At 58.0% G+C, this 26,100-nt stretch carries 28 protein-coding genes and 1 tRNA gene; 7 read left to right on the forward strand and 22 right to left on the reverse strand.

Going from position 1 to position 26,100, the window contains the following annotated elements; genetic code table 11:
* Positions 1-19 precede the first annotated feature (19 nt).
* A complete protein-coding gene (locus ABIQ96_RS06750; protein ID WP_348213803.1) occupies positions 20-1,564 on the reverse strand; it encodes a pyridoxal-phosphate dependent enzyme in 1,545 nt (514 codons plus the stop codon).
* Positions 1,565-1,715: 151 nt separating this feature from the next.
* On the opposite strand from ABIQ96_RS06750, the gene ABIQ96_RS06755 reads away from it, so the two are divergent.
* From ABIQ96_RS06755 to ABIQ96_RS06770, 4 genes are all read left to right on the forward strand, one after another.
* A complete protein-coding gene (locus ABIQ96_RS06755; RefSeq protein ID WP_348213804.1) occupies positions 1,716-2,765 on the forward strand; it encodes an ABC transporter substrate-binding protein in 1,050 nt (349 codons plus the stop codon).
* Positions 2,762-3,517: an ABC transporter permease gene (locus ABIQ96_RS06760; protein ID WP_348213805.1), complete on the forward strand. Its 756-nt coding sequence runs from the start codon at positions 2,762-2,764 to the stop codon at positions 3,515-3,517. Before ABIQ96_RS06755 ends, ABIQ96_RS06760 begins: the two co-directional genes overlap by 4 nt.
* A 2-nt stretch (positions 3,518-3,519) precedes the next feature.
* Positions 3,520-4,299 (forward strand): ABC transporter ATP-binding protein, encoded by a 780-nt coding sequence (locus ABIQ96_RS06765; protein WP_348213806.1) that lies wholly within the window; start codon positions 3,520-3,522, stop codon positions 4,297-4,299.
* A 225-nt stretch (positions 4,300-4,524) separates the two neighbouring features.
* Entirely contained in the window at positions 4,525-4,773 is a 249-nt protein-coding gene (locus ABIQ96_RS06770) for a VF530 family protein (RefSeq protein ID WP_348213807.1), read from the forward strand.
* A gap of 98 nt (positions 4,774-4,871) precedes the next feature.
* Here the strand turns inward: ABIQ96_RS06770 and ABIQ96_RS06775 are convergent, their stop codons facing one another.
* Positions 4,872-5,510, reverse strand: coding sequence for an HD domain-containing protein (locus ABIQ96_RS06775; RefSeq protein ID WP_348213808.1), 639 nt, complete (start codon positions 5,508-5,510; stop codon positions 4,872-4,874).
* 157 nt (positions 5,511-5,667) lie between these two features.
* Between ABIQ96_RS06775 and ABIQ96_RS06780 the strand changes: the two genes are divergently transcribed.
* Positions 5,668-5,913, forward strand: a complete 246-nt coding sequence (locus ABIQ96_RS06780) for a hypothetical protein (RefSeq protein ID WP_348213809.1) — start codon at positions 5,668-5,670, stop codon at positions 5,911-5,913.
* A 75-nt stretch (positions 5,914-5,988) separates the two neighbouring features.
* Here ABIQ96_RS06780 and ABIQ96_RS06785 read toward each other — a convergent pair whose 3' ends face one another.
* From ABIQ96_RS06785 to ABIQ96_RS06845, 13 genes are all read right to left on the reverse strand, one after another.
* The gene (locus tag ABIQ96_RS06785; protein ID WP_348213810.1) at positions 5,989-6,693 is read right to left on the reverse strand and encodes a hypothetical protein; all 705 of its coding nucleotides are present in this window, start codon (positions 6,691-6,693) and stop codon (positions 5,989-5,991) included.
* A gap of 56 nt (positions 6,694-6,749) precedes the next feature.
* The gene (locus ABIQ96_RS06790) at positions 6,750-7,232 is read right to left on the reverse strand and encodes a VOC family protein (RefSeq protein ID WP_348213811.1); all 483 of its coding nucleotides are present in this window, start codon (positions 7,230-7,232) and stop codon (positions 6,750-6,752) included.
* Between the two features lie 120 nt (positions 7,233-7,352).
* Positions 7,353-7,838 (reverse strand): hypothetical protein, encoded by a 486-nt coding sequence (locus ABIQ96_RS06795; protein ID WP_348213812.1) that lies wholly within the window; start codon positions 7,836-7,838, stop codon positions 7,353-7,355.
* A gap of 447 nt (positions 7,839-8,285) precedes the next feature.
* A complete protein-coding gene (locus ABIQ96_RS06800) occupies positions 8,286-8,816 on the reverse strand; it encodes a hypothetical protein (protein WP_348213813.1) in 531 nt (176 codons plus the stop codon).
* Between the two features lie 66 nt (positions 8,817-8,882).
* On the reverse strand, positions 8,883-9,314 hold the full coding sequence (locus tag ABIQ96_RS06805) for a hypothetical protein (RefSeq protein ID WP_348213814.1): 432 nt from the start codon (positions 9,312-9,314) through the stop codon (positions 8,883-8,885).
* A gap of 108 nt (positions 9,315-9,422) precedes the next feature.
* Complete coding sequence (locus ABIQ96_RS06810; RefSeq protein WP_348213815.1) at positions 9,423-9,812, reverse strand: VOC family protein; 390 nt, start codon at positions 9,810-9,812, stop codon at positions 9,423-9,425.
* 110 nt (positions 9,813-9,922) lie between these two features.
* A complete protein-coding gene (locus ABIQ96_RS06815; RefSeq protein WP_348213816.1) occupies positions 9,923-10,546 on the reverse strand; it encodes a hypothetical protein in 624 nt (207 codons plus the stop codon).
* A gap of 827 nt (positions 10,547-11,373) precedes the next feature.
* The gene (locus tag ABIQ96_RS06820; protein WP_348213817.1) at positions 11,374-11,832 is read right to left on the reverse strand and encodes a GyrI-like domain-containing protein; all 459 of its coding nucleotides are present in this window, start codon (positions 11,830-11,832) and stop codon (positions 11,374-11,376) included.
* Positions 11,833-12,048: 216 nt separating this feature from the next.
* Positions 12,049-12,447, reverse strand: coding sequence for a hypothetical protein (locus tag ABIQ96_RS06825; protein ID WP_348213818.1), 399 nt, complete (start codon positions 12,445-12,447; stop codon positions 12,049-12,051).
* Between the two features lie 126 nt (positions 12,448-12,573).
* Entirely contained in the window at positions 12,574-13,026 is a 453-nt protein-coding gene (locus ABIQ96_RS06830; protein WP_348213819.1) for a cupin domain-containing protein, read from the reverse strand.
* A 124-nt stretch (positions 13,027-13,150) separates the two neighbouring features.
* On the reverse strand, positions 13,151-14,134 hold the full coding sequence (locus ABIQ96_RS06835; RefSeq protein WP_348213820.1) for a S1/P1 nuclease: 984 nt from the start codon (positions 14,132-14,134) through the stop codon (positions 13,151-13,153).
* Positions 14,135-14,196: 62 nt separating this feature from the next.
* The gene (locus tag ABIQ96_RS06840) at positions 14,197-14,379 is read right to left on the reverse strand and encodes a hypothetical protein (RefSeq protein WP_348213821.1); all 183 of its coding nucleotides are present in this window, start codon (positions 14,377-14,379) and stop codon (positions 14,197-14,199) included.
* The gene (locus ABIQ96_RS06845) at positions 14,363-14,665 is read right to left on the reverse strand and encodes a hypothetical protein (RefSeq protein ID WP_348213822.1); all 303 of its coding nucleotides are present in this window, start codon (positions 14,663-14,665) and stop codon (positions 14,363-14,365) included. The genes ABIQ96_RS06840 and ABIQ96_RS06845 overlap by 17 nt, the downstream gene beginning before the upstream one ends.
* 361 nt (positions 14,666-15,026) lie before the next feature.
* On the opposite strand from ABIQ96_RS06845, the gene ABIQ96_RS06850 reads away from it, so the two are divergent.
* Positions 15,027-17,144: a discoidin domain-containing protein gene (locus ABIQ96_RS06850; RefSeq protein ID WP_348213823.1), complete on the forward strand. Its 2,118-nt coding sequence runs from the start codon at positions 15,027-15,029 to the stop codon at positions 17,142-17,144.
* A 3-nt stretch (positions 17,145-17,147) separates the two neighbouring features.
* Here ABIQ96_RS06850 and ABIQ96_RS06855 read toward each other — a convergent pair whose 3' ends face one another.
* From ABIQ96_RS06855 to ABIQ96_RS06870, 4 genes are all read right to left on the reverse strand, one after another.
* A complete protein-coding gene (locus tag ABIQ96_RS06855) occupies positions 17,148-17,306 on the reverse strand; it encodes a hypothetical protein (protein ID WP_348213824.1) in 159 nt (52 codons plus the stop codon).
* A gap of 73 nt (positions 17,307-17,379) precedes the next feature.
* The gene (locus ABIQ96_RS06860; protein ID WP_348213825.1) at positions 17,380-19,539 is read right to left on the reverse strand and encodes an HAD family hydrolase; all 2,160 of its coding nucleotides are present in this window, start codon (positions 19,537-19,539) and stop codon (positions 17,380-17,382) included.
* Positions 19,540-19,659: 120 nt separating this feature from the next.
* Complete coding sequence (locus ABIQ96_RS06865) at positions 19,660-20,115, reverse strand: GNAT family N-acetyltransferase (protein WP_348213826.1); 456 nt, start codon at positions 20,113-20,115, stop codon at positions 19,660-19,662.
* A 15-nt stretch (positions 20,116-20,130) separates the two neighbouring features.
* Positions 20,131-23,076, reverse strand: a complete 2,946-nt coding sequence (locus tag ABIQ96_RS06870) for an insulinase family protein (protein ID WP_348213827.1) — start codon at positions 23,074-23,076, stop codon at positions 20,131-20,133.
* Between the two features lie 152 nt (positions 23,077-23,228).
* Here ABIQ96_RS06870 and ABIQ96_RS06875 point away from each other — a divergent pair.
* Positions 23,229-23,315: transfer RNA gene (locus tag ABIQ96_RS06875), tRNA-Leu, on the forward strand.
* A gap of 683 nt (positions 23,316-23,998) precedes the next feature.
* Here ABIQ96_RS06875 and ABIQ96_RS06880 read toward each other — a convergent pair.
* From ABIQ96_RS06880 to ABIQ96_RS06890, 3 genes are all read right to left on the reverse strand, one after another.
* Positions 23,999-24,439 (reverse strand): ParB/RepB/Spo0J family partition protein, encoded by a 441-nt coding sequence (locus tag ABIQ96_RS06880; RefSeq protein WP_348213828.1) that lies wholly within the window; start codon positions 24,437-24,439, stop codon positions 23,999-24,001.
* Positions 24,440-24,521: 82 nt separating this feature from the next.
* Positions 24,522-24,743, reverse strand: coding sequence for a hypothetical protein (locus tag ABIQ96_RS06885; protein ID WP_348213829.1), 222 nt, complete (start codon positions 24,741-24,743; stop codon positions 24,522-24,524).
* Positions 24,744-25,014: 271 nt separating this feature from the next.
* Entirely contained in the window at positions 25,015-26,091 is a 1,077-nt protein-coding gene (locus tag ABIQ96_RS06890) for a reverse transcriptase domain-containing protein (protein ID WP_348213830.1), read from the reverse strand.
* Positions 26,092-26,100: the final 9 nt, after the last annotated feature.

A 26,100-nucleotide genomic window follows, 5' to 3' on the forward strand; every position in this document is an offset into this window, starting at 1 on the left:
GCACCAGGATCGTCACCTGTCACGATCCTAACAGACGCTTCCTCGTCTCTTCATCCACCGGCTCGCACAACCGGTAGCCGTCGCCTTGACTCGGAATCGTCATCAGCAACGCGTCGCGTTCGTAAGGGGAGGGGAAATCCAGTCCGATCAACGCCCGCCCGATCCGTTCACCGGATTGGCGGTAGTTGAAATAACAGAGACTCGCGTTGCCCCGGATCCGCTGGCCGAGGAAATCGTGCAGTGCTCCCGGCCGCTCGTAGAAATCCAGCCGCAGGAACGCCGCGTTGGCTAACAAATCCCCGCGCAGCGGAATCGCCCGGAAGGCGACATCGACAGCGCCGGTGAGGTCCTGCCACGCGAAGCCGTTCGCATCGAGTTTCTCCGGCAGCGCGTCCAGCACCGCCGGATCATCCGCGTGGATCGTGAACACCGGCCACGCCTCGTCTTCGGAAGTTTTTCCATATTGGAAATCCGCGATGTCGAGCCCTTCGAAACAGGTGTCCAACAGTTTGAGCATCGTTCCAGCCCGTTCCGGGATGCGGACCCGCAGCGTGCGGCTGGTCTTCGTCCCCGATCCCACCGATTGCGCGATGAGTCCGAGCTGGAGGAAATCGATGTTCGCGCCGCACAGCACCACCAGGATGCGTTTGCCGGCGAGGGCTTCGCGGTTATTCAACACCGCTGCCAATCCCATCGCACCGGACGGTTCCGAGATGCAGCGCAGGCCTTCCCAAAGCGTGCGGATCGCGTCGCTGACTTCCGCGTTGGTTACCGTTTCCACTCGGTCCATGGTGTTCTGGCAGATTTGAAACGGCAGTTCGCCCGCTTTTCTAACGGCCGTTCCGTCGCAGAACAAATCCACGCTCTCCAGAGCCACCGGTTTCCCCGCCGCCAGCGCGGCTTTCATCGATGCCTGCCCGACTCCTTCGACACCGACGATCTCAATGTCCGGCCAGTAGGTTTTCAACCATGTCGAAACACCCGCCGCCATGCCGCCACCGCCGATCTGCAGATACGCCGCGTCGAACGGGCCGTGGCCTGATAGGACCACCTCGTCCGCCATCGTCCCTTGCCCGGCCATCACTTTCAAATCGTCATACGCATGGATATACACCGCGCCGCTCGCCGTTTCGTCCGCCCGCGCCGCGGAAACCGCTTCGTCGTAGCTGTCGCCGGTTAGGTGGATTTCCACGAACTCGCCGCCGTGATGCAGCACCGCGTTCTGCTTCACCTTCGGCGTCGAGCGCGGCATGTAGACCCGCGCCTTGATGCCCAGCGTGCGGGCTGCGAGCGCGACGCCCTGCGCGTGGTTTCCGGCCGATGCCGTCACCACCCCGCGCCTTGCTTCGGCAGGGGAGAGCACCGCCATCCGGTTGCAGGCACCGCGCCATTTGTAGGCCTTCACCGGCGAGAGATCCTCGCGTTTCACCCAAATCTCCGGCCCCGGTCCCGGCAGATTCAGCCGTTCCAACGGCGTCGCCTGCCCGAAGCGGTAAACCCGCTCCCGGGCAAACAGGATTTCCTGGCGCAATTGCCGGTCCAGCGGCAGCTCCTCGCGATTCATGGCCGAGCTTTGCCCGGGACCGCCGGTTCGCGCAAGACCCGTAAATCCCATCAGTCGCACGGGGATTACCCTACAGCCGATCCGTCGTTTCCCCTACCGTAATTTAACTTGTGCCACTCCGGCCGACTGCTTCAATCCAGACGCTTCCACGATGACCCTCCGCAAATCCCTCACCGTCATCGCGATCATCTGGGTCATCGCGATCTCAAGCGCGCATGTGGTGCTGAACCTGCCGAACTTGTTCGCGAAGGAGAAGATGAAGATCGGTTTCCTCCCGGTGACGTGCCATCTCACCTGTCCGGTCACCGATTTCATCAATCGCCAATCCCAAGGCGGCGGCTTTTACGAGCCTGTCAAATTCAGCGGTTGGCCCGAGCTCAAGGAGGCCTTTCTTAGCAAGAAAACCCGTGCGACATTCATTCTCGCGCCGATGGCCATCGCCCTCCGCGAGCAGGGAATCAAAATCAAGATCGTCTATCTGGGCCACCGCGATGGTACCGCTCTCATGGTGCATAAGGACTCGAACATCCATTCCATCACCGACCTCCGCGGCAAGACCGTTGCCGTTCCTAACCGTTTTTCAAACCAGCGCCTGCTCATCTTCCGCGCCCTCAACGACGCCGGCATGAGCATCGCGGACATCAACATGGTCGAAATGCCACCGCCGGACATGCCCGCGGCGCTCTACTCGAAATCCGTCGATGCCGTCACCAGCGGCGAGCCGTTCATGGGCCAGTGCGAGCTCGATGGCTATGGCCGCGTGCTTTATCTAACCAAGGACATCTGGCCGAATTTCATCTCCTGCGTGCTCGCCGTCCACGAGGACGAGATCCGCGATCATCCGGAGCTCGTCCAGAAGCTCGTCAGCGGCATTGCCGACAGCGGGATGTGGCTGGAACAGAACATGGACAACCGCATGGCCGCCGCCCAGTTCGTCTCGAAGCAGTATTACAACCAGAATCCGCGTCTGCTGGAATTTGTCCTTAGCAAGCCGCCGGACCGGGTGAAATACAACAACCTCTCGCTCCAGCGGGACAACTTCGAGGAAATCGCCAAACTCGGCAAGCAATCCGGCATCCTCAAGGGCAGCGTTTCCTTCGATGACTACGTGGACACCCGCTTCAGCGAGGCGGTGGAAAAAACCAAGAAGGCCTACCCTTACTCGGCGAAGCAGGCGATGACGGATCTGAACGCGAAATGAAGAACATCCACCTGCCCATCATTGTCGCCGTGCTTTTCCTCAGTGGCTGGCACGCGGTTGTTAGAATGTCGGGAAGTGACATTTTCCCCACGCCATGGGAGGTCGTGCTGGGTCTTGCGGAACTGATCCAGAAAGGCGTGCTGCTGAAATACATTGTCGCCTCACTGTTCCGCGTCACCTGGGGCTTCCTGCTGGCCATCCTCATCGGTGTGCCCTTCGGGCTGTTGCTAGGCTGGTACCGGCCGCTCGCCGCCGCCTTCAATCCGATGATCCAGATCTTCCGGCCCATCTCGCCGATCGCCTGGATCCCGGTGGCCATCCTTTGGTTCGGAATTACCGACGTCTCGCCGATTTTCCTCATCTTCCTCGCCAGCGTTTTCCCCATCACCGTCTCGTCGATGGCCGCCGTGCAAAACATGCAGCCGGTTTATGTCCGTGCTGCCAGAAACTTCGGACTCAACAACCGGCAGTTGTTCCAGAAGGTCATCTTCCCCGCCTGCCTGCCGCAGATTCTAACGGGCCTGCGGATCGCCCTCGGCATCGCCTGGCTCGTCGTCGTCGCCGCGGAGATGATCGCTGTGAACTCCGGTCTCGGCTATCTCATCATCGACGCCCGCAATGCTGGCAAGCGTTACGACCTCGTCGTCGCAGGCATGGTCATGATCGGTCTCATCGGCCTCATTCTGGACATCGCTGTCCGTCGTTTGGAAAAATTCGACGAGGTCCGTTGGGGCTATGCTAACAAAGACTAACTGTGACCACCATAAATGATGAACCTGCCATCCGGGTGAGAAACCTTTGGATGACCTTCCCCGGCAAGACAAAAGACAAGCCCGTCCACGTGCTGGAAAACGTCGAGCTCGACGTCAGGCGCGGCGAGTTCGTCTGTATCGTCGGTCCGTCCGGTTGCGGGAAATCCACCCTGCTCAACATCATCGGCGGTTTCCTCAAGCAAAGTTCCGGCGAGGTCCTTGTTGAGGGGAAACCCGTCACCGGGCCCGATCCCAAGCGCATCTTCGTCTTCCAGGAAAACGGCGTCTTCCCGTGGCTCAACGTCGAGGAAAACGTTGGCTTCGGCTTGTTGGGGAAATCCGATAGCGAGTGCCGGGAGATCGTCAGTCACTACATCGACATGGTCGGACTGACCGGTTTCGACAAATCCTACCCGCGCGAGCTTTCCGGCGGCATGCGCCAGCGCGTCGAGATCGCCCGCGCCCTCGCCTCGTCGCCCGACATCATCTACATGGACGAGCCGTTCGGCGCGCTCGATTTCATCACCCGCCTCAAGATGCGCGCCGATCTCGTTAGAATCTGGCGCGAGGAAAAGAAGACCATTCTCTTCGTCACTCACGACATCGAGGAAGCCGTCCAGCTCTCCGACACCGTGCTCGTCATGAGCCAGCGCCCGGCCACCGTCAGCCTCCGCCAGACCATCGACCTGCCGCGCCCGCGCGACCTCGACTCCCGCGGCTACCTCGATGCTCGGGACAAGATCTTCCGCGAAATGGGCATGAGCCTCAAGGTGGGCGAGTGAGGGAACGAATCGAGACTCGTTCGGAACTCACCCGTAAAAAGTTTGGCATGAGGGCGCGAAAGTGATGCGGGCTCTGACCTGTTGACGCCGCCACCACTTCATTCCCTTTTTTTGCGTTTTCTTGCGCCTCCTTGCGGATGAAACTCTTCGAGCCTTTCGATGCTTCAACCCACTTGAATCGATTTTCTCGACCCGACTCCGTCGCGTTGCTAGCCTGTCTCCCTCATGGAAACTCCACCTTCCCACCCGAACGATCCCCTCCACGGCGTCACTTTGGAAACGGTGCTGCGGGCGGTGGTCGACACGCACGGCTGGGAGCGCATGGCGGATCAAATCCCGATCCGCTGTTTCATGTTCGATCCCACCATCAAGTCCAGCCTTACCTTCCTCCGCAAAAATCCGTGGGCGCGCAAAAAGCTGGAAGACTGGTACGTTTACGACATCACCCGCGGCTGGATAGACGGAGGGAAATGACCGAACTCCACTCGCGATGAGGATTTAGGCGGCAGGGGATTGGTAAAGATCTCCTCTTAGCCAGCCCCAAGCCCCTCAATCCCAGCCCCTCAATCCAGTCACCCAATCTCATCCTGCAACTGCGCGAGAAACTCCCGCAGAAACACCGTCCGCTGCGCCGCCTCTTTCCTTCCCGCGTCCGTCTGCATCGTTCCTTCCAGCGTGAGCAGCTTGCAGTAGAGGTGATCCAGCGTGTAAACCGAATCATCCGCCTGCCGCGAAACACAGAACGGATCCTCCGGCTGATAGAATTCTCGCTTCATCTCCGCGCCCAGCATCAGCGTGCGGGCCAGACCCACCGCGCCCAGCGCGTCCAGCCGGTCGGCATCCTGTATAACCTTCGCCTCCAAGGACCGCGGCGCGATCCCTGCGGAAAAACTGTGTGCCTCGATCGCATGCCCGATTTCCTCCAGCTTGCCGAACGGCCATGCGTGCTCCTCCAGCCACGCCACCGCCTGCCGCGCCGCGAGCACCGACGCCTGCTTGCGGTCGGGCGATGACTTCGGGACGATCACGCAATCGTGCAGCCACGCCGCCGGCATCACGACCTGCCAATCCGCTCCTTCCACCGCCGCGAGACGCCTTGCATTCGTCACCACCCGCCGGATGTGTTCCAAGTCATGTGCCGCATCGGATACCGTGTGTTTCTCCAGCAATTCAAGAAAGAGCGGGGACCAGGTGGCGTCGGGATCGGGCATGGCGGGATGGAAGAGGGGATTCGGATTTTACCAATCCCAAAATCCGGAAATTCACGCTTTCCGTATCACCCGCTTCAGCGTTGTAGGAATTTTGCCCGACACGAAAATAGGCAATTCCCAATCATGTGTAATCCAAAAGCGGGGCTACTATGGTGATGTGAAAACGACCTATTACGAAACCAAAGCAAAAATCGTCGCCCTCGCCACCGGCTACTATGAAGGCGATGAGGACACCCGCGCCAGCCTGCGGAAAAGGGCCGACTTCTTTCCCGTTTCCCGCGCCGATGACGACTGCTCGGCGCTTCGCTCGATGGTCATCCGCATCCACGGCGAAATTTTCCTGGTTGAAGATACAAGGGGCGGGGAAACCGGTGTGTTTTCCCTATTGCTCCCTGTCATGTAAGTCCCGGTGAAGGGACGATCCGGCTCCGTGGGTTGTTGGTTTCCCACGGAGCTTTTTTGTGTCCCGCCATGGGGGTTATTGATGGCGATGTTGTGTCCATAGGATCGCGTTGGTGAATGCCAGGCCGAATCGCTGGCCTACCAGATCGGAATCATATCCGTATCCGTCGATGGATCCGCTGGCTAGCTCTCGGATCAGCCCTGACACCTGCCGGAACTGATCAATCGTCATCTTCGGAACCTTATCCGGCGGCTTCACCATCCCAAGAGTCGCCGTAGCCGCATCAATCGAATCAGCGCACCCGGTGAAGGTGGCTCGGATGTTTTCGGGCACTGTAAATGTGCCGGCTGACACTCCGCTGTCACGACGTGCCTTCAAATAGGCGGGTTCGGCGGCTTGATAGTCCGTGCAGGCCTTCACAAGCGCATCGATGGCCGGCTGATAGCGCGGATCCAGACCCACATCCCGGAAGGCGGAACTTAAAGAAGGCGTCTTCAACTCCTGCCCGGCGACGATGCGTTCGGGATCTGTTATCCCGTTTACGGCGGCGACGAATCCCGAGAAACGCTCATGTCCATAGGCCGCTGCGGCAATGGCTCGGAGATTCATTCCCGGCTCGACGATCACCGACTGAGAGGAAGGACGCGCGACTGTCGCAGCCACGGGCAATGGCGGAGTTACCGTAACCGGTGAAGGTGCGCGGCGGCATCCCGTGAACGTCAGGATGGCGAGGGCGGTTGGTATCAGAAATCGCATGGTCTTGCCGGTTGAGGCTAACATTCAAGGTGCATCATGGAATTGCCGCGACCGCTGCCTACCCGGTCGTGCTTCCGCCGTTAGGAGGGCAGTCTCGCTCTCCGTTTCTTGATGTGATTGGGGTTGAGGACAAATTCGTATTTGAGCCCGTCCGGATCGAGGAAGAATGTAGCGTAGTAGCCCTCCGCGTATTCCGGGCAATCGCATGGAGGATCTTCGACCGTGGTGAGCCCCTCGCGTTCCAGAGGAACCAGAATCTCAGCGTAAAAGCGGTCAACATCTTCCCGGGATTCGGCGCAGAACGCAAGATGATCATGGTGGCCCACAGCACCACGGAAATGCCCCTTATCAGAAAGACTTCGCTCCGCCTGGCAAATACTTATCTCATGGGGAGTATCGTGGTCCCAACGCTTCCAATCCTGATAGCCGTAATCGTCATCAAATGCCGAATCCGCCAATTCGTATCCAAGATACCCGAAAACCGGGCTATAGAACGCAGCGGATCTGCGGGCATCGGTAACACGAATGATCAAGTGATGCAGGAGACCGCGGTGTGAGCTCATATTTTCTTGGAGAACGTTTGAAGTGTTGCATTGAGGGGGGCTGTGTTCATAGCTAAGCGAACTAACGGCATTGTCCGCCGTTGCAACCATCGGCTGGTTTGCCTCTCTTGTTTCGTTGGTTCATGCGGGCGGTGGATAGGTGTGCCTCAGGACGCGGATATGAGTGGATTCTGCTTGAGTCTGCCACCATTGGTCAATCTCCTCCAGACAAGAGATCATGGCTGCGACGGCTGCCGATTCGATCGTGCTTCGCCTGCCCAGCAATCTCTGCCAGAGCGGTCGATCAGCCCGGAACCAGGACCTCTTCTTTCCACCCGGTTTCCAGGTCACGCGGCCCTGAACATGGGTGGCGCCATCACGCGCCGAATTTTCGAAACCACCCGGCGGTTCGATAGTCAGGTCCAGAATTACCCGTGGCTTCCGGTATTTTTCAAACTGAATGCTCAGACATTGCCGGCCATCGGGCGTTGGACGGATGAAATCGTGAAAGGTTCGATTGCCGTTCAGTTTGGTCGGTCCCTTAAAGCCTCGCTCACGGACCAGCGGAAGGAACCGTTGCTCGATTTCGGTCCTAAGCTTGGTTCTCGGTGATGTGGCTGCTTGCATGGAATGATGCTGGATAGAGAGGCATCCGCTCTTTGGTGGACGAATCAAGCGATGTCACCGCTGCGATTCTTCCGCGTTTGAGTGGCGATATCGTGTCTGAGGAAGAATTGCATCCGGTCATTGTCGCTTTAGCGCATGGTTAGGTGTCGTGCTCAATCTCCCGTCTTTTTCGACTGCAAAATGCAAAGAGCGAAAATTCCGGCGGCACAACCAGCGACAAGACTCCGCACCCAGACTGACTGGAACTCCGACCGCCCGCCCATCAGGACGCCAAAGACGACGCTACCAAGAACAATCCAAGCGCAACGGCGTAATCTTCCTCGGGAAACGGTGCCTGGTGTTTTGCCATTCATGGTTCGTGAAGTTGCCTAGCGTCCAAAGAATAGGCAATGGCGGGGTGGCGCGTCCAGAGCGAAGCGAACGATCGACTTTGCCCGCCACTTGATTTCATGGCGGTGGCCAAGGCTTATCGACTCCGTAGCTCTCACGTTGTCTGCGATCTGCTAGGACCCCGTTCCGGGAAAGCGTGACGAACCCGAGCTTTTTGCCATCGGGAAACTCAAACTGAAGCTCTACAGTCCCTGCCCGATACTCATAAAACAGAATGATTTCACCATCTGATCGGTCGATCCAATAGGGCTCACCGAAGATCTGTTGAATCTCGTCTTCGCTTGTCGCTTCGTGAATGCGCAAAGTTTGTCCGTTCAGGGCGAAGGTTCCGCTAAAGAATGCCAGGGTGAAGAATCCATAGTCAAAGAGTCCATCCTCGCTTCCGATCTCCACGCCTTCTCCCTTCGGCTGGAAAACCTCGTCTTTGGTCAGGACCGTATGAAATGGATCGGACACCGACGGCAGCGCTCCAAGCCAGGTCGAACCCACTTGGAATGTGCCAAGATCGACAACCATGGAACTCAGTGACGAACCGGCCTGAGGCGGGTTTTGATCCTCGCGGGAGGTGAAAAAGGAGAGAAATCCCATGGCAGCCATAGCAACGTTTTAGAGTAATAACCGGCGGCATTCAGAGCCCGAACTTTATCAACGACGTTAGCCGACCTCGGTTGCATTGGTGACGATGGGAAAATGGGTCAAGTCCGGTTCTACGAACTCCCTCTTGGCTAGAGGCGACATGAAAAGACCGGGTGAGTAGAACAGACGATGGTTCTTCTTCTGGCTGAGTTGCGGGTGAAACTCGAAAAACTCATCTGCGGTTGGTAGCTGGCCATACTGCTGGACCGTGGCATCGACGATGCGCAACCAAAACTGGGTAATCGTCTCGTGGTAGCCGCTGGTGGGTTCGTCGGGGATATTGTTGGCGGCGTTGTAAGCTCGGATCCCATTCCGGAGCATCATTTCGGCGGCGTCAAAGCCGTGCCGTGTCAGGTAAAGATACGCCAGTTTTACGTGCGCGCGGTGGTGCCACTGCTCCAACGGAAAAGAACACGCCTCAAACTGCTCGATGAAATCGTCGTCGTTCATAGATAGGCTGGCTAATCGGTTAACGTTAGAAGTGCGCCCAACGGCGCGGTTGAAGGAATGTTGGAATTAAATTGAAAAGCTTATGGCCGGTTGGCGCGTCATGAATTGTTAGGCTTCGTCGTTTGGGTTGGATTCGCAGAGCATGACAGGTGCTCCAGATGGATCAATCGCCAGACAAAACCTCTGGCCTTCCCAGTTGAAGCCCATCTTCATCTGACTGTGAATTGTTCCTCCTGACGCTTCGATCTGGGAAACGCTGTGATCGAAATCTTCAACATCTATATAAGGTAGCCAGCCGGACACCCAGTTCGGAAAAACGCTGGCATCACAAATTCCCAGAACGTTCTCGTTTCCGTCCTTGACGAAATATGAGGTGTGATCTCCGTCTTCTTGTAACGCTTCGCGAACGAATCCAAATACTTGCTCATAGAAGAGAGAGGTTTCGTCGGGCTTGGCGACAATCATGTCCATCCAGTTGATGCGCCTGATCTTTTTCATGTTCTATTGGGCTAACGTTAGAGCGCTGGCAACCGGCCAGCAATTGAAAAGTGGAGGATCATGAAATTGAAGTGCTTATGGCCGGCTGCCCAGTCGGGGCTTGTTATCCTTTAGTCGACTATTGTCTTTGCATGGTAGAGTCCCTTCTCACGAAGCAGGATCTCAATCATCTCGTAAATATCGAAATGACCACGAGACCATGCCATCCTGACTCCAGGCCTCTCGTCCGAGAATGTGTCCCACGCCGTCGTCAGCTTCTCACAACGTGGGATTGCGAGGCGCTTAAATGCAGATTCGTAGTCCGTAATGTCATCGGTAAATATCGAGGTAATCTTGTAGGCTCCTACGAAAATCTCGTCCTTGTGATCTGTATTGTGGCTTCCAAACCCGAAATTTATGTAGCCGTCATGGACGAGGAGATCCGAATACTCTTCGAAAATCTGCATGAACTGGTATCGTTCCAAGCCGTCCAGATAGTAGACGTCGCGATGGAAAGGATCGCTTTCGGATTTCCGTAGCTCAAGCTCTCTGACCTGGTTGCAGGGAGATTCGAGAATCAAAAACCCCGGTTCCGGGATTAGTTGAACGAGTTCTATAAAAATATCGGATAACCGAGCGCCATCAATGTTGATCCGTAAATGGTAGCCTCCAGCTTTCCGAGTGATGACCTCGTAGCCCTCGGTCAACCGCTCCGGGAATGGAACTACAATACCCTGTGGTGTGGTAAGAGGCATTTCTTGGGATAACGTCAAAGTGATGGCAACCCCACTAGCGGGAGCCAGTGTTGATCGCGGGGTGGAGGTTGAAATTACGTGTGAGCATCGAGAACAGAGGGGCTAGTGGGGGTTGCCATCCACGACTTGTTAGCCGAATCTTCATTCTTGGATTGGCATCGGATGCTCAACGCTTCTTGCTTAGCAGATGGATCATGAATCGGCAATCGGGAAACTCGGAAATGTCTCAGTGGCTTGAACTCTCCAACAGGAATCACGCACGAGCCAAAACCCGACAATCGGTGGATCTCCGAACTACACCGGAGCTGGAAATCACCAACACGAATCACGCTGAAGCCGGAACTCGCCAAGCGACGGATCGCCGAATCACGCTGGAGCTGGAACTCGCCAATGCGAATCACGCGAGATGCTGACTTCAGAATCGTCCCAAGCTGACCAATCACATAACGGCTGGAATACATGCTCTTCAATTCTCCGGCTAACAGTCTTTATTAGCCGGGTCAGCATATCGCAAGAACGCGATATCCGATTGGCTGTCATTGGATAGAGCCAAGCTCTTTAGACTATGGGCGTCAACGAAATCCGCCGATTCGAGGCCGAGGGGTGAAGCGGGAACTGGGAGAGATTCCGGTGATCTTCAGGAATTCCGGAGCAGTTGGATACGACCGTTTTCGTCACCCGGGTTTTCCAGCAGAGGCGATCTTCTCCAGAAGCGAAGGAGCCCGAAATTTCTCGCACCCCCTTCGGAGGCTCAACGAAGACCTTTGGAGTCACGAGTATTACGGTCGTGCCAAGCCATTGGCCAGACGCTGATGGGCGGAGACGGGTTAGTCCTCGAGCTGATGGAAAACGTCGGTGCGGATCTTCGAGGGATCGGCGTTCCAGTTTTCCTCCCAGTGTCCGTAGACCTCCCAGGAAACGACCGACAGCCGGTGCCCGTGCTCGGCACACCACTGGCGGATCCGGGAGTGGGCGTCGGCGAAACCGGCGTATGGCCCGAAATGGACGGTCGTCGCCACCCGACCGGATGGCAATTCGGAGCATCGGACCCGGTCATTGCCCACAAATGGTTCCGCCACCTCCACCCCGACCTCCACCGTCCCCTGAGGAGCCGAATACACCGCGATGTGGCGGCCCGGCCGTGGCAGACCGGCGGCGCGAACGAATGACCAGACCTCGCCGCATGCCGCAGGGACGAACCGCGCCAAGTCCTTCGGCCGGACGCGGTCCCGGATCACCGCCGTGGAAACCGGTTTCGAGTCAGTCAGTTCAATCGGGGATGGCATGGGTAGTTTTCGGTGAAGGGTTGAAGTGACCGGTTAGGCCGGGTGGATCGCCCGGACAAGAATCGCGATCAACAAGGAAGATGCCAGAAGTCCCGTGCCGATATCAAGCGCCTCAGTGCGGTTTGTTCCGCCCGTCAACAAGAGGCTGAGAGAGGAATTGGATCAACGCCAAAAGAGAGATGGAAGAACGATTCATCATCTGTTAGCTTATCCGTGTTATCTGCACTGCCAAATTCCAGCGATCCGCCAAGAGTCACCGTCTTTCGAAAAATCAATGTGACAGTGGCCCAGCTCCTTCTTGTGTCCACCAAGCGTGAATGTGGTCGCGTCCTTGGGAAACACGCGTCCCTCAAAAATCTTCGCCAGTTTCTGTTTCCCGATATCCGCATCAAGCTTCTGAATGGATGCGAGCTTCGTCTCACGAGTGTCCTTCGAATCCGCCTGGGCAGTGATCAGGGCGTCGTAATCGTCAGCGGTAAGCTTTTTGTCGGCCCAACTGAGAAAAGAGGCCAAATTCTCAAAGCGTGGTGCCGCTGCTTCCGCAGCCCAGCCGGAGATGGAACCAAGAAGCAGAAATACCAATGAAAGTCGGGCGTTCATATGATTCGCGAACATCGGAGATTGTTCCGTTCATTACAGGCGGGATCAGCGTGGCTTGGCTAGGGGATTTTTCAGGATCTAGCAACATGGACAGGGCGGCTCCAGCATGTGGCGGCGAGCCCCATGACCCAAACCATCCGCTCACGCCCCCGGCGGCGGAAGAAACTGCAGTCCATACGTCCCGCCGATTTCCATTACTTTTGGAATGTCCTGTTGCTGTTCGGGGCTCAGGGCGGCAATTTCCTTGAAGAATCCTTCGAAGCCGGACGGGGTGATGATGCACATCAGCCGGCCCGGCTCGGTGCCGAGGTAGCGGTAGGTGTGCGGGATGCCGCGCGGCGCGAAAACGGTGGTGCCTTTGGGGGCGACGAAGGTTTCTGCGCCGACCGTCCATTCGTATTCGCCTTCGAGGATTTGGAAGGTTTCGTCCTCGTTGTGATGGATGTGCGGCGGTGGTCCGCCGCCGGTGACGTCGTGGGACTCGACAACGCTGAGCACCCCGCCGGTGTCGCGGCCGTGGAGGCGGATGATCATGGGGATGCCGAGGACATTCAGAGTCGCGGGGCTATCGGATGGAGTTACGATCGGTTTCATGGTTTTATGAAATCTGCCGAGATCGACCTCCGGGCGTCAAGAGCGCGTTGGGTTTTTCCGCTCGCGAGAGGCTGCAATGAAAAACTCTTCCTCATCCCGCAGCTCCCGATTTTCCTATCAGCAGTTAGGGTTTCGGTGCGTCTTCCTTTTTCTCCGGCCAGACGGCTTTGAGCAGGGCGGCGAGGCGGTAGCCGGCTTTGGAAAGTTCGACTTCGACGGTGTCGCGGGATTGGTCCTGATAGGTTGGCGGCAGGGTGATGACCCACTCGAAGTGTTCTTCGTGCTTGTCGTCTTTTGGAACGAGGAAACGGTCGCGCGGGGTGATCTCCTTGAAGCAGAGTTTCGCCAGACCGAGAGTCTCGGTGGCCCATTGTGCGGGCCAGGTGCCGACGGGGCCCTGGCCATCCCACTCGGGTTTGGATGGATAGGTTTTGATGAGGGCGCCGGGGAAGTCCTCGACGCCGAGATGGTCGCGGGCGGACTTCACGGTCTGGGTGTCCCAATAGCCGTGGAGGGGGCTGCCTTTGCGGGTCTTGAGGTGGAAGTAATTCGCCCCGGCGTCCTGCTGCCCTTTGGCTCCGGTTTCCGGATCGACGAATTCATCCTTCTCATCGACGTAGCTGCATCCGACGTGAAGCGGCTGGTGGAGATCTCCGACAAGGTGGGCGGCGAGCATGAGGGCGACGCGCTTGTCGATCTTGAGCGGGTTCTCGCGGTTGTCGTCCGGGGCTTGCAGGACCTGGATGCAGATTTCCAAAATGTGGACGATATCCCTCTTGTCCGTGCCGGTGATGCCGTCCTTGTAGGCGCTTTGTTGAAACGGGATGTCGCAGTAGTGGTAGCGATGATGGTCGGGATTGTTCGCGACGAAGTCCTTCATCTCGGCGGTGAGATACTGGTCCGGAAGCTTCGCTCGGTCGGGCCAGGTGGCGGCGCGGTCCAGGTTTTCGCCCGGCTTGAGCAGCTTGCGGACTTCGGTGAGCGCGCGGGTTCCGTCCAGATAATGTTCGGCGACGGTGCCGATCGCCTGGTGCCCGGCATTTCCATACCCGAAGGCGTTTCCGATGGTAGCGGCGGCGAAGGAGGCGAAGACGAGATTTCTGAACATCGGAGTGAGAAAATAAAGGCAGGGCGCAAATCATTCCCCCGGATGAAAATGTCGGAAAGAAATTAGAAAACCTCGAGAACTCTCAGGAGGAAGCCGACGACGACGAAGGTGCCGGCGAGATACATGATGAAACTGGTAATCATGGCGGTGGAGGGGGTAATATTGGGAAAAAAAAGGCGTGGATCAGGCCGATCCACGCCGTGATTGTTAGATTTGCCGCGCTGGCGATTATTTGTTCTCGGCATCGATCCTTGCCTTGGCGGCTTCCGCTTCTGCGTCGGCCTTCTTCTTATCGGCCTCGATTTGGGCTTCGGTGGATTTCATCTGTGCCTTGATGTCGGCTTTCCGGACATCGGCATTGGCATCGACGCGATCCGAGGCTGCCTTCGCGGCGGGAGCAAGGTTGTCCTTTTCCTGTTCAAGCGATTCCTTGACGGCGTCCTTGTGGTCTTCGACCGCTTGTTTGCGTTCGTCACAGCTCGCAAGGAAGGCGGTGGAAAGGGCAATGATGGAAATAGGGATCAGTTTCATGGTCGTGTGGGTTGGTGTGGAGTTCAGGGTTTTCCGCTGATGAGCGGGTTTGACAACATTGTTTCGCAGAAACCGTGCCGCACGCGTGTAAGCATTGATTTTCAATGAGTCATGGGTATGGGTTGGATTGCGCCGGACATGAAATCGGGTGAAATGCACCATGAAAGATGCACGATGCGAAATCACGGCGGTGACAGATCCACCTTCTGATATCACCAGCGCACCCGCTGGTAAGCTGGACGCCGGGCGGAGCGTATGGGCGCGGAAGCGGCGGGAAATCGTTGATCGGGGCACAATGCCCGGAGAGAGTGATCGAAAGCAGCGCGCGGTTGTCAGTTGAGCGTTTATGAATCGAAAGCAGATGAATTCCAAGATCGTGTTGTTAGGTGTCGGATGGTTGGCCACCGCGGGCGGTGCGCTCGCGGCCGGGCCGGTTCCGCCGGCGAATCTTTACGCGCCGTATCCTCAGGTTTCCAATATCACGGAGGGGATTGCCTGGCCGAAGGGGCAGGCGCTGCCGACCTTCGCCACGCCCGCGGCAAAGATGGACACTCTCGTCGTGCAGGATCTCTCGAAGGACGAGCAGATCACGTTTTCCTCGTTGCAGGGGCAGGTGAACCGCAATCAACCGGGGATCTATTTGCTGGAAAACCGGGCGGATGAAGGCCGCGACACTTGGGCGAACACGCCGACCGTCAATTTCGCTCCGGGTAATCCCTATGACCGCGCCACGAAGTATGATCTGGTGGCGAAGTATGCGAAGGAGGTCACCGGCGTGGTGCTCTACGATCCGGCGGTCAGTCCTCACTATCGAAATCTTGCAGGCACGGTGGCGGCCCAGCGCAACGCCTTGCCGGTGACCGCCGGGGTATTGGCGCAGATGAAGGAGCATGGCATCGCCCTTGAAGTCATCGAGGATCTCACGTCTTTGAAGTTCACAACGCCGGTGGAGATCTATCAGTATCTTTACGACCACTACTGGCCGACGTGCGGGAAGCGTGTGCTCGTCAGCGCGAAGCCGCATGATGAACGCGGAGGCGGTGACTATCACCACACGCGGGACATTGCAGCCGCCACCGGGTCGGCGGTGGTTTGGCTCAATACATTGGTCCCGGCTGAAAGGGAAATCCTGCGAAAATTCTTCGGTGACATGAAGGCGGGCGAGGCCATCGCGCTGGGTTGGTACACTACCGAACGCACGGGCATTCCCACCGCCACGGAATTCGGAATCGGAACGATGCCCGCGGACTTTTTCGTGAGTGCCAGCGTTTATGCGGGGACGGATCACCACATCCGAATTCCAGCGGTGCCGAAAATGCCGGCCCTGCAAAACAAGGTGCATGTCGCCATCATCATCAGCGACGGGGACAACATCCAATACACCCAGCACGCGATGCGGAAGAATTGGGAACGCACGGCTCCCAGCAGAGGCAAGGTGCCGCTGAACTGGACCATCGCACCGGGACTGGTGGACATCGCGCCGGGCATCATGAACTACTATTACACCACCGCGACGCCTAACGATTGTTTCGTCACCGGGCCTTCGGGAATGGGTTATCTCATGCCGTTCAATACCCTGACGGAACCGGGTGCGCCGGTGGGCGACAAGCTGACGGATCCGGCGCGGATGGACGGCTATGCCCGACTAACGGAAACATATCTCCAGCGCTCCGGACTGCGGGTGATGACGATTTGGGACGATGCCACCCCGATGCAGCGGAGATCCTACGAGAAAAACTGCCGCCACCTTTACGGTGCCACGGTACAGAATTTCAAGGATGTGCCTACGGTGGCGGGTGGTGTGGAAAACAACCGGCTGCGCTTCGACAAGCTGGTGGTTCCGTATGCGGGATCGTTCGATCACATCCACGGTTCGCTGGTGAAGGAGATCCAGCGTTGGGACGGCAAGTCCCCGCTATTCCTTTCCTATCAGGTGGATGTCTGGGGCGAGATGAGGGCCAATCGGATCGTAGAGCTCCATGAACAGTTGCAGCGCGAGTTTCCGGACAAGGTCGAGTTCGTGCGGGCGGATCATTATTTCAACCTGTCCAACGAGGCCAACGGTCTGCCGTTCAACCTGTGTCTTGCCTCCACCACGACGGTGAAGTCTGGTGATCCCGCAGCCAGTGCCGACGCCGCCACCGATGGCACGCCGGAGACGATGTGGACGTCGTCGGAGAAATCAAAGCGATGGCTCGGATTCGAGTTCGACGGAGTCTATCAGCTCAACCGCTGCGTGATCCGCCATGCCGGCGACAACGGCATGAGCCGCGACACCAACATCCGCGACTTCATAGTGCAGGGCAGCGTGGATGGCAAATCTTGGAAAACCCTCGCCGTTATCAAGGGAAATACGGAGAACGTCACCGACGTGGAATTCCCGGCGGCGGGTGCGAAATTCGTGAAGATCACCGTGCTCAATGCGGGCGAGGACTCCACGGCCCGGATCGCCGACGTGGAGATTTACGGGCGGAAATGAGGATCAGGCTTTTCCTCGGATTTTCCCGTATACCCATAGAACTGCCAGCACGAGGGCGACGATCCACAGCAGATGGAGAAAGGCTCCGGTCACGGCGAGGGCGATGCGCAGAACCACCCACAGGATCAGAAGGAAAACGGCGGTGCCGAGAAGACTGTTCATGATAGGAACTTCCACCGGATGCGGCAAAGGGCAAACGGAATCTGAAAAAGAATGGCGATGAGCCGACGATCTATCAGAATAATTCGTGAAGCTCCGTCCAATGATCGAAAACAATGTCCGGCCTGCATTCGCCCGGGCGGAGGGAATCCGGATGTCCGGTGAACAGGGCGGTCCGGACTCCCGCTGCGGCGGCGGGAACGATGTCGTGGAGAGGATCGTTGCCGATGTAGAGTGTTTCATCGGGCGAGATGCCGCGGCCCGCGAGGCGGTCTGCTAGAATTTGGAAAAGCTCCGGCGCGGGCTTCGCGATGCGGTGCTGATAGGAAAGGACCGTCAGTTCGGGAGCGAAGAGATCGGAGATCGGCCCGAGGGCGCCGAGCGTGTTGCACTGTGCATTCGACAGCAGTCCGAGCGAAATGCCGGTCCGCGAAAGTCGTTGGATGAATTTTTCCGCACCGGGCATGGGCTTGGATGGATGCCACGCGTCCTCGATTTCCTGAATGAGTGGTGTGATGTCGTTGCCCGGTTCGATCGACAGGATTTCCCGCCACAGAACGCGGAGGTCGATTTCGGGGAAGGGGACTTCCGCCGCGGCGTGGTGACGGACAACTGCGGCGTGGAGTTCGGCCGTTGGCGATGCGGGCGGCGTGTATCCATGCTGGCGGAGGATTTCCCTCACGACGGGATCGGCAAACGGATCCGGTTTCACTCCGCCGGACGGAGCGATGAGCAAGGTGCCGTAGATATCAAAAACCACGGCCCGGTAGCGTTTTCCCTGAAGAGGATCCGGTCTGAGAGAGGACAGCAGGAAATGAAAGTTCTCCGGCCGTTGGCAACTCGCGAGAATGGCGGCAGGCGGAACATGCCGCAGTGGGACGGCAGGGCTGCCGACGAGTTGTGCGTAAAGATTGCCGATGGATTTCTGATAGTTTTCCAGCGAGTAGGGAGCGAGTTGGTCGCGGGTGGCGGTGGGGATTCGTTCGGCGAGAGTTTCTTCCAGCCAGTCCACGGCGGGGCGGGTGATGCCTGCGGATTGGACGAGAGGGATCGGGCGCTGGGTCGGATCGGCGAGCCGCTCGACGATTCCCTGCTGGAGTGGTTCTGATAGGTTTCCGAAATCGACGAGTCCGTCCCGCACCATGGAGGCGATGGCGGTGCCGACCGGATTTCCGGAAAGCGGCAGCTGATAGAAGCGGTGGTCGCGTTCGAGATCGAGGGTCAGGTGGTCGCGCAGGATCCGGATGTCCACCCACTCGATAGGCACGAGGATGGCATCGTAAAGGCGGCCGGCGCGGATGCCATGCGCGGCGTGGTCGGCGGTGAGGTGCGGGAGATTCCTGCCGACGAGTGGTTTGCCATGGGCGATGGCTTCGAGAAACGTCAGGCCGAAACCTTCGGAGACGGAGGTGGTGACGAAGTGACTGGCATGGCGGGCCCATGAATCGAAATCCGTCGCCGCGCCCGGAACGGGCGAGTAGTGGTCCACGACATCAAAGCCGATGGGCAGGTGGTGCTTCGCCACAAAATTCCGCCAGGTGTCGTGGATGGGAAGCGCCTTTGGATTTTCCGGTGCCCGGCTGACGGCGACCCGCGTGCCCGCCGGAGAAAGTGCTGATAGAAGCACCAGCTCGCCGAGGTTCTTGCGGCGGATGCCGCGGACGGGGGCGAAGAGAAGGGGAGGTGAGGAATCGGTTGGAGCAAACGGGGATTCGCCGATGGCGATGGGATTGGGAAACAACGTGGCGTTTTCCGGCGGAAGACCTGCGGCGGTGAAGAGGGCGAGGTCGCGGGAATTGAGGAAGACGTAGTGGATGCGCGGAGAAAACGGATAGAGCTCCCGATTGCCGGCGATGAGCGGATAGTTTTCCGCCCGCCCTTGCTCAGCGAGATCGTGAATCTGGAGGACGAGACGTTCGCCCGCTTCGGCGAGTTGCGAGATGACGCGTGGCAGCAGGCGGTTTTTCCCCAGCGAGTGGTTGTGGAAATGCCAGATGTCGGGAGGGCCGCCGAGGGCTTCGGTGGCGGCGGCTCGCAGATTGGCCGTGAGTTGCCCGGCGGTGAGTTCGCCGGGATCGGTGAGGTAGCCGAGGCCGGGGACATGGCGGCCACCTTTGGCGTCGCCGGTGAGGACGATGTGCCGGATATTTGAATCAGTTAGAGCGCTGGATGCCGCCTCGATGACCCGCGTGACGCCGCCGTGGTCGAGGTGGTAGTGGACGATGGCGACGCGCATGATGTTTGGTAAGGAAGGCGGATACTTTTGTCTGCCATGACAATGAGATGAGCAAAAAGGGAGCTTCGCGCCGGATATTGCCCGGTCCATTGGCGATGCGGACAAGAGTGTCCGCACTCCTCAGGTGGAGCCGCCCTTCCAGTCGCCGATGGGTTTGACGAAATGGAAGCCCCAGATCTCGAATCCGAGGCGGTGATAGAGCCGGTGGGATGGATGGTTGGCGGTGTAACTGTCGAGGACGACGATCTTGCAATCGCGCTCGCGCGCGAGGACTTCGAGATGTTGGATCAGCCGGCTGCCGATCCCGGATGAACGCTGCTCGGGATCAACGACGAGGTTGTCGATTTCCAGATAGCGGCCGCACCAGATCTTGGTGGCGATCCACGCACCGGCGACGCCCGCGAGCTTGTCATCGGCAAAGGCTCCGAAGAGATGATAGTGCGGATGATCCGCCAGGACGGCCTGGAGTCGCTCTTCAATGATTGGCGTGGGCGTCTCGGGATTGAGCGAGACGAGCAGAGCTGAGGCGTCTGCCAGATCGGCGGAAACAAGCGGGCGGATGCGGATGGTTTCCATGACTTCCGATAGAAATCACTCGGCAGGCTTGATGGCAACCTGCAGGGCGTTTTGCGCCGCGAGGTATTTTTTCGCTAGGGCGTTGATTTCCTTGAGCGAGATGGACTTGTAATCGGCATCGCGGCTGCGGGCGAGATCAAGGCGCTGCGGGTCGGCCTGGGATTGGCTGAGCACGGTGGCGAGCCAGTAGCTGTTGTCGCGGACGGATTTGGCGAGCTGGCTGAGAACGGGCTTGAGGGCGCGGTCGAGCTCGTCGTCGGTGGCACCCTTCGTGGAAAGAGTGTCGGCGAGGTCGCGCATGGTTTTGAGAAGGAGTTCCAAGTCTTCCGGTTTGCCGATGCTTTCGCCGATCACATAACCGAAGCCGTCGAGCGCGTCCGATCCGGATGCTCCGGCATTCGGACTGTAGGAGGCTCCGAGTTTTTCACGGATTTCCTCGCGCAGTCGGTCGCCGTAAATGGACGAGAGGATGTTGAGGCGGCGGGTTTCCTTTTGGTTGTTGCGGATGCCGGCGGTTTTCCAAAGCGACATGGCGATGCCTTGCGGAATCTTCGAGTCGTAAGTGAAGGTCTTGGCGGCGGGTGCGTTGGGAAACAGCACCTTGCGGGCGTCGGCCAAAGGTGGGGCGGAGGGTGCGCGGGTGGGAAGCGCGCCGAACGTAGCTAACAGGTCGGGCAGGATTTTATCGATTTCGAAATCACCGACGATCGTGAGCTCCAGATAACCCTTGGTGAGCTCGGGGGTTAGCCACTTTTTGGCGTCGTCGATGGTGTAGGCGGACATCTTCTCCACGGGTGCCACGGCGAAGCGGGAGTCATTGCCATGGAGCCATGCGTCCATTTCCTGCTGTGGGCCGGCGGCGGTGTGCTTGAGCTGCTGATACATCATGGGGATCGCCTTCTGGAATTGCCAGAGGGCCTCGGTGCGGTAGCCGGGATCGGTTAGGGAAGCGCACATCAACCGCACTTCGGTGGTGAAATCCGCAGGGGTGGTGCTGCCGCCGAGGGCGAACATGTCCTCGCCGATTGTTAGGCTGGAGCTGACGTTCTTGCCGGCGAGGATTTCCTGGAGGTCGTCGTTGGAATGCTTGCCGAGACCGCCGCCTTCGAAGACCGCGGTGGCGAAGACGTCGAGCATCGGCGAGTCCTTGGGCTGGGTGAGCTTGCCGGAACCGATGCGTGCCAGCAGGCGGATCTTGCCTTTTTCAAAATCGGTCGGCTTGAGATTCACGCGGACCTGATTGGACAGGACGAGCTGGGTGACACCGAGGTCCTTGACTTCCTTGCGTGAGGTTACGGTGCCGGGTTTTCCAAAATCCGCATAACCGAACGGCTGGAGCGCGCGGGCGGTGGGAGCGGTCACGGGCTTGCCGCGGGAATCCTCGAACAGAGCGGCGAGTTCCTTCTCCGCGTTCGCTGGCTTCTCCTTGGTCGTTAGAATCAGGTGATAGCCCGGCGCGTCCCAGAACGTCTTGAACGCGTCGTGGACCTGCTTGATGTCGATGGAATCCAGCGCCTTGGTGGCGAGTTCGAGGTCGGTGACTGGATCTGAAAAAACGGTTTGGTCGTTGGTCGATTTCGCGAGGGCGCTGGCGATACTTTCCGACTTGCGGGTGGCTTTTTGTTTCACGGCCTGCTGATAGGCGTTGAGCAGGTTGGATTTCGCTTCGGCGAGTTCGGCGTCGGTGAATCCGTATTCGAGGGCGCGCTGGAATTCCTGCTCCACGACGGGCACGGCTTCCTGCCAGCGGTCGTCGGTGGCGGTGACGTCGATGGAACCGATTTCCATGTAGTTGAAAACGTTGCTGTTCGAGGCGGAGCCGGAAGCAATGGCGGAACCTTCGATTTTTGAAATCCGCTCGAACCTGCGGGTCAGGATGGAGTGGGCGATGTCCAGCGTCATGTCCGCGGAGCGGTTGGCCGCGGTATCCGCCTTCACTTCGAAGGGCCGGACCATCATCAGTGAGACGTCGGTGGAGGAGATTTCCTTGTCGGCGAAGACCGAGGTGACGATGCCCTCGGGTTGTTTGATCGGGCCGAGGTCCGGATTTTTTCCGGCGTCCTTGGGATTGGTCATCGAGGAAAACGTCTTCTCGATGGTGGCCTGCATTTCCTTGGCGTCGATGTCGCCGACGACCACGAAGGTCATCCGGGCCGGTGTGTAGAAGCGCGAATAGAGATCCGTGAAACGCTCGCGCGGCGCGGTCTTGATCACGTCTTCGATGCCGATGGGGAAACGCTTGGCAACGAGCGAATCCGGCAGCAGCTTGTTGAACTGCTGCTCCATGATGCGGCTTTCCACGGTGTCGCGGCTGACTTTTTCCGAGAGAATCACACCACGCTCCTTTTCGATTTCATCCGCGGAGAGCAGGGCTCCATCGCCGAAATCACGCATGACCGTGAAGCCTAGTTTCATTGTATCCGCCGAGAGGTCGGGCAGGTCTAACATGTAAACCGTTTCGTCAAACGAAGTGTAGGCGTTGACGTGCGCGCCGAAGCCGATGCCGAGGCGCTGCATTTTCGGAACGAGTTCCTCCGAGGTGAAATCCTTGGAGCCGTTGAACACCATGTGCTCGAGGAAATGGGACAGGCCCTGCTGGTTATCCGCCTCCATCAGCGAGCCGGAGGCGATGTGCAGTCGCAGCGACACGCGCTTCGGCGGTTCGGCATTCGGGTAGATGATGTAGCGGAATCCGTTGGCCAGTGTTCCGAATGTGGCACCCGCGTCGGGAGCGATATCGGAAGAGGCCTGTGGCCACGGCTCGGGAGTCACATTGGTCTCCGCAGCCACCGGAAGCGGCTTGGCTTCCTCTGCGTCGTCCTCGTCGCGGGGAGACGCTGCTGAAATGGTCAGTTCGGCGGGGGCAGTGCTGGTGAATCCATCCTTTTTCGACCGGAACGAAAAGAACGTCGCCGTGACAGCGAGGATAAGGACGAGAATGATCGGCGTGGCCTTCTGCATGGGATCAGCGTGGTTGATCCTGAGTGGGTTTGGCAACGCCGAAAACGGGGCGGTTTTTCCGCAGTGGAGACGGAATCCGGAAAACTTTTCGAAAACAACATTGCAATCCGCCGGACACCATGGTGTTTTCCCGCCCGACCAACCAATAATGTGCGCGCGTGGCGGAATTGGTAGACGCGCTAGATTCAGGTTCTAGTAGGGGCAACCCTGTGGAGGTTCGAGTCCTCTCGTGCGCACCATTGGGTTTCAATCAGTTATCCTCTGTTCGGCAACGGAGAGGTCAGTGCTTCCGGCCATTTTCCGGCCACTTTTGAAGTGATGGCGTTGTCGCCTTGAGTAGATCCTGCCTGAAGCCGAGCTTTGCTTTTTTTATCTTCCGGCTGGCCCAATATTGTTTTGCACCACCAAACAAAAATGCCGCCCCGGGACGTCTCCGGAGCGGCACAATCAAAGTTTGGATTGGGGGATATTTTTGCCTCCTGGTTAAGTTGCTGCCCACATTTCGAATGGGACTTCCAGAGCTGATACCCATCTCACCCGAGACGTGACTATCAGATCTGAACTGACTGATGCCCATGGGGCATTTACTGGACCTACGGTACTTAGTCCCCTGCCATCGCAAGGGACGTGCTGAACATTACCTGATGTCGATCCGCAGACTCTTATCGAGCTTTCGGACGCGACGACCGCCTTCTGGCTTTTGCTAGCCTGTTGGCTAGGAACAAAAGCGTTTGGCTTGTCAGGAGCCCCTCGTAAAGAGGAGCCGCGGTACGCAATGGTACCGAGCGTTCGTTTTTCATATGTGTGGATTGCATGCATCCGTGAAGACTGCCCTGTTTGGGCAGCCTTCTGGCTTACAATTGTGGCCATGGAAAACATGCGACGGTGATTTTACGACACTTCGCCGTGCGCGCAAGCTGGTTTAGCGGGCGCGCCGGGCGGGCTGTTTGTTGTTCTTGGCTGCGGGTTTTAGCTGCTTTTTTTGATCGCGGGTGGGATAGGGTGGCAACTGTGGTACCGAAAATGCCTGGAGACCATACCATGACATGGGGTCGTTCGGAGTATGTGTGAGCCCCACGGAAACCGCCTCTGATTCAGTGACTCTTCTGCCAAGGGCCGAGGCGAGGACGACCAAGGCACGGTGAGCGTCCAGACCGGAGCGCAATTTCCCACCGTGGGGAAGGTTTGCCCTCAGACCAGCGACCAGAGCTGTGGCCAGATCTTCCTCCACTACCACGGCTGGAATTGGGTTCACACCGAGCGGTGCGTACGCCGCGAGCCGATTCCAACCATCGATTAAAACCAATTTTCCATCGTTGGATCGCCAGAGGATAATCGGCGGCAGTTGGGCTGCATACTTCATGACTCGATTTCGGAGAATTCCGACCCTGTCGGTGGAGATCATTACTCGCAAGCAGGCTTCCGGGCGGGTCTCTATGTCCTTCCTATCCACGTTCATAAGTCTGAACTTGGGTGGGGATGGAAAATTCGTCCGGTCTGTTGTTTGCTCCATGGGCTGAGGTGGTGGTGGTGGTGGCGGCGGCGGTGGCGGTGGCGGTGGTGGCGGTGGTGGCGGTGGTGGCGGTGGTGGCGGTGGTGGTGGTGGTGGTGGTGGTGGCGGTGGCGGTGGCGGTGGTGGTGGTGGTGGTGGTGCCTGTTCTTGGCATGGCTGTCCCGTAGTGGGCGGCCACGTGTGTTGCACTGGATTATTCATGTTTTTATGTTCGATGTTGGTGATCCGGGCACTTGCCGGCTTTGAATCCATCGTGTTTCAAAGGTGGTTTCTGTTCTGGTAGAAGTTGGTTAGAAGGGTGGTCGGGTAGCGGCGGGAGTGCCGCTACCGGACAGATTGGAGTCTTTATCCTTGGCAAATGAGCGCTCATGCGCGCCCGCACGGTTCTGCGTGCATTTGGTGATGAAGATCCCTCGTGAAGAGGCCTATCGTGTTCTGGGTTGCGGGCGGTTGGCTCTGCGGAGGAAGCCTTCCTTGATGGCCTGCGTGGTTTTGCCTGGATGGTGCGGGTCGTTGCAGCGAATGTAGGCATTCCTCCATCCTCTGGTGATCCCGTTCATTTCGTTGATGTCTACAGCGTCCGCGAGTTTTTCGCTGAGGTTGCTGTATGCCTTGCCCCTGGGGCGTATGGTTGGAGTGGCACTCGCGTGATCCCACTCGATTTCCAGGCCGAGTAGTGGCAGCCAGTTTCCCAGCCTTGGCACTGTTCGGCGCGACTTTTTCCTGTTGAGTCGCATCCCATGCTCGCTTAACGCCTCGATCATTTCCTGTTTGATCTGTCGTGCAGTCCCTCTGGGGGCGATGATGGTTATATCGTCTGCGTATACGATGATGTCTGCGCTGACCTTCCAGCGCTTCCTTATGGGATCGATCAGTTTGTCGATGATGAGGTTGATGATGGCGGGTACCAGTGGGAATCCTTGCGGCAGTCCCGGGGTCCATGCTTCGTTCATCGTTACCTCTCTGTATCGTCCTTGTATTGCATCGATCCGTCCCGTTACTATCTTGGGAAAGTGATGGCCGACTAACTTCGTCGGCGCGGTGGTGAAACAATCCGTGAAATCCTCCTGGTTGATCTGGATGTTCTGTCCGGCCAAACGTTTTACCGCTAGTATCACTTGTCCTGTCGCGGTGTCCGTGCTGTGTCCGCTTCTGAACGCGTGAGACTGCTCACTTAAGTTCGCTTCTACGATTGGTTTAACGACCCCGTGCAACAGATAGAGCTGTTGAACGTAATCTTCGTTCGACGGAGACCAAGCTGTCCTGGTCTTGCCGTTGTCCTTCTGGATGACAATTTTAGTAGGGATACCCGGTGTCCATCCAGGGTCGTAGGAGGCTACGTGTGCAATCCTCCGAATTTGCCAGGCGATGGTTTTCACCAGTTCTTCCAACTCTGAGCTGTGCAGGATCCTGGTTGTGGTCTTTTCCACCTCTCTCTCGTCCCTGAGCGGGCCCTGAAGATCCGTGAGGAGTTTCCAGTGGAGGTAGCGAAGTGAGGACATGGTTTCTTT

The organism is Luteolibacter sp. (assembly GCF_039920825.1).
GTDB lineage: Bacteria > Verrucomicrobiota > Verrucomicrobiia > Verrucomicrobiales > Akkermansiaceae > Luteolibacter.

Bases quoted from the DNA above. Each gene is read 5' to 3' on its own strand.
- ABIQ96_RS06750 (WP_348213803.1), bottom strand. From the start codon at position 1,564: ATGAATCGCGAGGAGCTGCCGCTGGACCGGCAATTGCGCCAGGAAATC.
- ABIQ96_RS06755 (WP_348213804.1), top strand. From the start codon at position 1,716: ATGACCCTCCGCAAATCCCTCACCGTCATCGCGATCATCTGGGTCATC.
- ABIQ96_RS06760 (WP_348213805.1), top strand. From the start codon at position 2,762: ATGAAGAACATCCACCTGCCCATCATTGTCGCCGTGCTTTTCCTCAGT.
- ABIQ96_RS06770 (WP_348213807.1), top strand. From the start codon at position 4,525: ATGGAAACTCCACCTTCCCACCCGAACGATCCCCTCCACGGCGTCACT.
- ABIQ96_RS06775 (WP_348213808.1), bottom strand. From the start codon at position 5,510: ATGCCCGATCCCGACGCCACCTGGTCCCCGCTCTTTCTTGAATTGCTG.
- ABIQ96_RS06785 (WP_348213810.1), bottom strand. From the start codon at position 6,693: ATGTTAGCCTCAACCGGCAAGACCATGCGATTTCTGATACCAACCGCC.
- ABIQ96_RS06790 (WP_348213811.1), bottom strand. From the start codon at position 7,232: ATGAGCTCACACCGCGGTCTCCTGCATCACTTGATCATTCGTGTTACC.
- ABIQ96_RS06795 (WP_348213812.1), bottom strand. From the start codon at position 7,838: ATGCAAGCAGCCACATCACCGAGAACCAAGCTTAGGACCGAAATCGAG.
- ABIQ96_RS06800 (WP_348213813.1), bottom strand. From the start codon at position 8,816: ATGGGATTTCTCTCCTTTTTCACCTCCCGCGAGGATCAAAACCCGCCT.
- ABIQ96_RS06805 (WP_348213814.1), bottom strand. From the start codon at position 9,314: ATGAACGACGACGATTTCATCGAGCAGTTTGAGGCGTGTTCTTTTCCG.
- ABIQ96_RS06810 (WP_348213815.1), bottom strand. From the start codon at position 9,812: ATGAAAAAGATCAGGCGCATCAACTGGATGGACATGATTGTCGCCAAG.
- ABIQ96_RS06815 (WP_348213816.1), bottom strand. From the start codon at position 10,546: ATGCCTCTTACCACACCACAGGGTATTGTAGTTCCATTCCCGGAGCGG.
- ABIQ96_RS06820 (WP_348213817.1), bottom strand. From the start codon at position 11,832: ATGCCATCCCCGATTGAACTGACTGACTCGAAACCGGTTTCCACGGCG.
- ABIQ96_RS06825 (WP_348213818.1), bottom strand. From the start codon at position 12,447: ATGTTCGCGAATCATATGAACGCCCGACTTTCATTGGTATTTCTGCTT.
- ABIQ96_RS06830 (WP_348213819.1), bottom strand. From the start codon at position 13,026: ATGAAACCGATCGTAACTCCATCCGATAGCCCCGCGACTCTGAATGTC.
- ABIQ96_RS06835 (WP_348213820.1), bottom strand. From the start codon at position 14,134: ATGTTCAGAAATCTCGTCTTCGCCTCCTTCGCCGCCGCTACCATCGGA.
- ABIQ96_RS06840 (WP_348213821.1), bottom strand. From the start codon at position 14,379: ATGCCGAGAACAAATAATCGCCAGCGCGGCAAATCTAACAATCACGGC.
- ABIQ96_RS06845 (WP_348213822.1), bottom strand. From the start codon at position 14,665: ATGAAACTGATCCCTATTTCCATCATTGCCCTTTCCACCGCCTTCCTT.
- ABIQ96_RS06850 (WP_348213823.1), top strand. From the start codon at position 15,027: ATGAATTCCAAGATCGTGTTGTTAGGTGTCGGATGGTTGGCCACCGCG.
- ABIQ96_RS06855 (WP_348213824.1), bottom strand. From the start codon at position 17,306: ATGAACAGTCTTCTCGGCACCGCCGTTTTCCTTCTGATCCTGTGGGTG.
- ABIQ96_RS06860 (WP_348213825.1), bottom strand. From the start codon at position 19,539: ATGCGCGTCGCCATCGTCCACTACCACCTCGACCACGGCGGCGTCACG.
- ABIQ96_RS06865 (WP_348213826.1), bottom strand. From the start codon at position 20,115: ATGGAAACCATCCGCATCCGCCCGCTTGTTTCCGCCGATCTGGCAGAC.
- ABIQ96_RS06870 (WP_348213827.1), bottom strand. From the start codon at position 23,076: ATGCAGAAGGCCACGCCGATCATTCTCGTCCTTATCCTCGCTGTCACG.
- ABIQ96_RS06880 (WP_348213828.1), bottom strand. From the start codon at position 24,439: ATGAAGTATGCAGCCCAACTGCCGCCGATTATCCTCTGGCGATCCAAC.
- ABIQ96_RS06885 (WP_348213829.1), bottom strand. From the start codon at position 24,743: ATGCCAAGAACAGGCACCACCACCACCACCACCACCGCCACCGCCACC.
- ABIQ96_RS06890 (WP_348213830.1), bottom strand. From the start codon at position 26,091: ATGTCCTCACTTCGCTACCTCCACTGGAAACTCCTCACGGATCTTCAG.